A 4,030-nucleotide genomic window follows, 5' to 3' on the forward strand; every position below is an offset into this window, starting at 1 on the left:
ATAAAAGCACCTACCTTTCTTATTAACTTATCATAGAAGATCTTAATTTACAGAAATTATTTCACACACTCATCTAAATCTGCTTGAAATGTCTAATAGGGTAACATCATTGTAATTCCTATAGCAGCGATAACTCCAATTATTCTAAATGATTTTCCCATAGTGTGTGTTCTCCTTCTTTTTAATTGTGACTGCCAGTAGCTAAAGCAAAGGCTTTTAATGATTGCCTTGCACTTACATGCGCTGCTTTTAGTGCTTTGCTTTCTTTATTTTGGCATAGTGCATAAAACAATTTCTCCTCATTATCTGCTAATATATCAAATATCTGTTGATTCGTCATAATATTCATACCATCCTTTCTTTTTATATATAGGGTGTAACCGTGTATTGGTTATACCCATTTTTTACGCTTACGCCAATGTTCCGCCTAGAATAAAATCAACTGCTTTCTCTGCCTTGCTTGAAGCTGATACAATGAACTTTACATCATTCTTGAGTACCGATAACCAGTTCTGAATATATGCTGTGCTATTGCGAAAGCTCTTTGTTGATTCGATGCCAAGTATGTTCATTAAGTTTGCACTTCCAATTTCTGCAACAAGTTCTTTCTTTGAATAATCATCACTACCGAAAGCAACAAGTTTGCCTTTTCTGTCTTCCGCACGGTTGCAACGGCTTTCTTTCATTGCGCTGTGTACTGACTCATGAAATGCTGTGCTGTAATACTCGTTTGCATCTTCGAACTGTTCAAACAATGGTAAATGTATCAAATCACGAGAAGGTGGGTAATACGCATCGTTGCTAGCTGTGTGTTCAACTGTTATATTTTCCTTTGACCAATAATCATGTAGTATGCTTTTAGCTTTTTCTATCGGTTCAATATTGTTTAATTCTTCTTTCGGTAAAGGTTCTACACCATCAACTTGTGAGATATGAAATACATTGAAGTATCTCAATAAAGGTATCTGCTTTATTTCCTTTGTGCCGTCTTCCTTTTCTTCTTCTACAGGCTGTATCTTCCAGAATACAATTATCTCTGACTTTTCACCTTTACTGACATGACCGCCAAGGCTTTCCCATTGCTTAAAGGTTGCATATTCTCCATCGAATTTTAAAAGCATCTGGTTTAATAAGGAATAACTTTTCTTACTGATACGGTTATATGCTCCGCTTCTAACGCCTGTCCAGGGCTTTTCCTACGGGATAACGCCTTGCTCTAACTGGTTGATGTTTCTATCTGTTACCATCTCATATACTGATTTTGCCATACCTCATAACCTCCTAAATAAAAAAGTGCAAAGCCCTTGATAATTCAATAGACTTTACACTTGGATTTGTGATATGTATTTAGTTATGCTTATGCTAATTTCTGTAGCTTTTCGCTGTGTTCTGCCACAACCTTTTTTATAATAGATATATCTTGTTTCATTGATTCGTATGTATCAACCTGATCTTTATATCTGTCATAAGTTGATGTATAACAAGACTGTATCGTGTTTAATTGTGGCAAAATCAAGTTTTCTTGCGTTAGTGCAATCTTTTTTGCTCTATCCTTGATATCTTGCACATCTTCCTTTATAGGGTCAAGCATATTTGAGATTGCAAGTAACAATTCATTATCTGTCATATTCTCACACTCCTTTGTGTGATTCCTTGATTAGGTGTAATAAGTATATCACAGTCAAAGTGCAAAATCTATTCAATTATCAAGGTGCTTTGTGTTATTGTGTTGGTTGAGTTGATAAGATTATCATATATTAGTGCTAATATATTTGCGAGATGTAATAATTGACAAAGTTAGGTGTTTTAAATTAGTCAAAATATATAATAGTACCAATGGTTTGGGCTTTATAACTAATAAGAATTGAATAAGAATAGAATATAGAATTTATATGAAAAAAAGGATATCACATTAAATTTAATATGATATCCATAATTTTAATTCAATGAATCACGAACAATTTTTTCTTTTATTGCATCTCTAATAAAACCAGCTTTTGAACAGCTTTTTTTCTTACAAAAATCTTCCAATGCTTCCGCTTCTTTAATTGGCATTGATAATTTTACTTGTTTATAATTATTATCAAAATATTTCTTATTGGCTCTTTTTTGTGCATCAGATGTGCTCATTACTAATTCGCTCCTTTCACTTCATTAATAAAATATATAGGATATGTTCTTTATTGCTTTTATTAAACTATCAATTTCGTATTCTTTTTTTATATATTAGCACTAATATAAATATACTGTCAACCTTTCAAAACTAATATATTGGTACAATTATACAATTGTAAAACGTATTGGTACTAATATGTTTGTGAACTATTACGGCTTGAAATATATAGTACTAATATATAATATCTTTACAAGGTCAAACAAAGCACCAAACAAAACACCAACCATAAGCAACCGAGCTGACAATACTCATAAATCTGTATCACGTACCTGTGAGTGAGCAATTGAGCAATACCAATAGACACGCAAGTGGTACAGAGGTTGCAATAACAATCAAATAAGAAAAAGGAGAGCGAAAAATATGGTTTATAAATGGCGGAAATGAGACAGAACTTGACGGAAAATCATGGAATGTATTAGGTATAGACCGTTTCACAAGAGAACACCGTGCATGGAAAAATTGATTATCTTGTGGCATTGATGGAACAGTATGCAAAGGAAATTCAAAAGGCGGTATAATGGAAAATTTGGGGAGGGCAAGTCTCTCCCCATACACAAAGGAAGTGAGGAAAATTATGTTCACAATATCAGATATCATTGCAGATATAAGCCGTGGCTGTATGACTAACGACATGATAGAAGATTGCTTTTCATACAGGATTGTATTTTTCATAAATGAAGGGAACAAGGGGAAAAGGAGTTACATTGATACCTCATTTGGAGAGCTGCATAAATCCTTGGAAAACATTATAAGAAGCAATTTCTCAGTGACAAACAGTGTTGCCATAGCACAAACAACGGCGTTAAAGAATGGAAAATGCGTATATTTACAAAGCAGGTCATATTCATTTAGTTTGAACGGATATTTCAAGCAGACAAATGGAGAAAGTAAAGACAGAACTAGAAATGGGACTGTAATGTATAGCAGATATGCAGTGAGATAAAGCGGAAAATTCTGGCCGTCATGTGGAAAGGGTGGGATTAGAAAATGACAAAGAAGGATTATGAAACGTATAAGTTTATCATTGATTATATCAAAGAGAATGGACATTCCCCGTCTTACAGGGAAATCGCTGATGGCGTAGGTGTCAGGGCTGTATCTACCATAGTGGAAAGGATCCACAGGCTTGAGGATATGGGAAAGATTAAAACAAAAATGGATATACCACGGACGATCAGCGTTGTTGGGTATAAGTATGTGAAAGTAGGAGAATAGCTATTGATTATAGTAGTGGCAGGTGGATATTATGGCGATTATACTGACAAATGGGAAATATTATATAACGCATAGTAAAACCGGTGCGGTAATGAAAGTACTGGATATAGAACAGGCACAAGACTTTCATTCTGTAGATAAGGCGATATTACAGAAAAATAAAGTACCTGGGAAATGTGCCGGATATTATATCATGAATACGGATGTGAAAGAGAAGAAGCATAAGAAGAAAAAGAAGCGGAAACGGAAAAAGTTTACAAAAGAAGAAAGGAAGGCTATATATCAAAAGACAGATGGAGTTTGCTATTTGTGTGGCGGAGATATCACTTTTGGTTCATTTGAGATAGAACATAGGATGCCAAAGTCAAAAGGAGGAACGGACAGCCTTGATAACCTGTTTCCCTGCGGCCACTGCTGTAATATGACCAAACATGACATATATCCGGATGATTTTGAGGAAAAGGTTTCCCAGATATTCTTGTACAAGATGGATAAAAGGCATGAGGACAAGCTTAGTTGGAAAATCGTACATAAAATGCTGAATAAGATGATATGATTTAGTCGGCATTGGTGGAAAATTTCTGTCAGTGCTGATTGTATCAAATAATGGGAAATGATATACTATATGTTAATAGATAG

The 4,030-nt window shown here is 34.4% G+C and carries 7 protein-coding genes and 1 pseudogene; 3 read left to right on the forward strand and 5 right to left on the reverse strand.

Annotation, left to right across the window (positions count from 1 at the left end; all coding sequences use genetic code 11):
- Window positions 1–181: 181 nt before the first annotated feature.
- From D5281_RS24185 to D5281_RS24200, 5 genes and pseudogenes are all read right to left on the reverse strand, one after another.
- A complete protein-coding gene (locus D5281_RS24185) occupies window positions 182–349 on the reverse strand; it encodes a hypothetical protein (protein ID WP_160562427.1) in 168 nt (55 codons plus the stop codon).
- Between the two features lie 61 nt (window positions 350–410).
- Window positions 411–956, reverse strand: coding sequence for a zincin-like metallopeptidase domain-containing protein (locus D5281_RS26265; protein ID WP_277935600.1), 546 nt, complete (start codon window positions 954–956; stop codon window positions 411–413).
- Window positions 948–1,181: pseudogene (locus D5281_RS26270) on the reverse strand (ArdC-like ssDNA-binding domain-containing protein); the annotation flags it as partial. The pseudogene D5281_RS26270 and the gene D5281_RS26265, both read right to left, overlap by 9 nt.
- A gap of 176 nt (window positions 1,182–1,357) precedes the next feature.
- On the reverse strand, window positions 1,358–1,627 hold the full coding sequence (locus D5281_RS24195; RefSeq protein ID WP_160562428.1) for a hypothetical protein: 270 nt from the start codon (window positions 1,625–1,627) through the stop codon (window positions 1,358–1,360).
- 311 nt (window positions 1,628–1,938) lie between these two features.
- Window positions 1,939–2,130 carry a hypothetical protein gene (locus D5281_RS24200; protein WP_160562429.1) on the reverse strand — a complete coding sequence of 64 codons (192 nt, stop codon included), beginning with the start codon at window positions 2,128–2,130 and terminating at the stop codon, window positions 1,939–1,941.
- Window positions 2,131–2,693: 563 nt separating this feature from the next.
- On the opposite strand from D5281_RS24200, the gene D5281_RS24205 reads away from it, so the two are divergent.
- From D5281_RS24205 to D5281_RS24215, 3 genes are read left to right on the forward strand one after another with little or no spacing between them, the layout of a single operon-like run.
- Entirely contained in the window at window positions 2,694–3,119 is a 426-nt protein-coding gene (locus D5281_RS24205) for a hypothetical protein (RefSeq protein ID WP_160562430.1), read from the forward strand.
- A 44-nt stretch (window positions 3,120–3,163) separates the two neighbouring features.
- Window positions 3,164–3,391 (forward strand): LexA family protein, encoded by a 228-nt coding sequence (locus D5281_RS24210; RefSeq protein ID WP_160562431.1) that lies wholly within the window; start codon window positions 3,164–3,166, stop codon window positions 3,389–3,391.
- A 31-nt stretch (window positions 3,392–3,422) separates the two neighbouring features.
- Complete coding sequence (locus D5281_RS24215; protein ID WP_160562432.1) at window positions 3,423–3,947, forward strand: HNH endonuclease; 525 nt, start codon at window positions 3,423–3,425, stop codon at window positions 3,945–3,947.
- Window positions 3,948–4,030 lie beyond the last annotated feature (83 nt).

This window comes from Parablautia muri (genome assembly GCF_009917485.1).
Classification (GTDB): domain Bacteria; phylum Bacillota; class Clostridia; order Lachnospirales; family Lachnospiraceae; genus Suilimivivens; species Suilimivivens muri.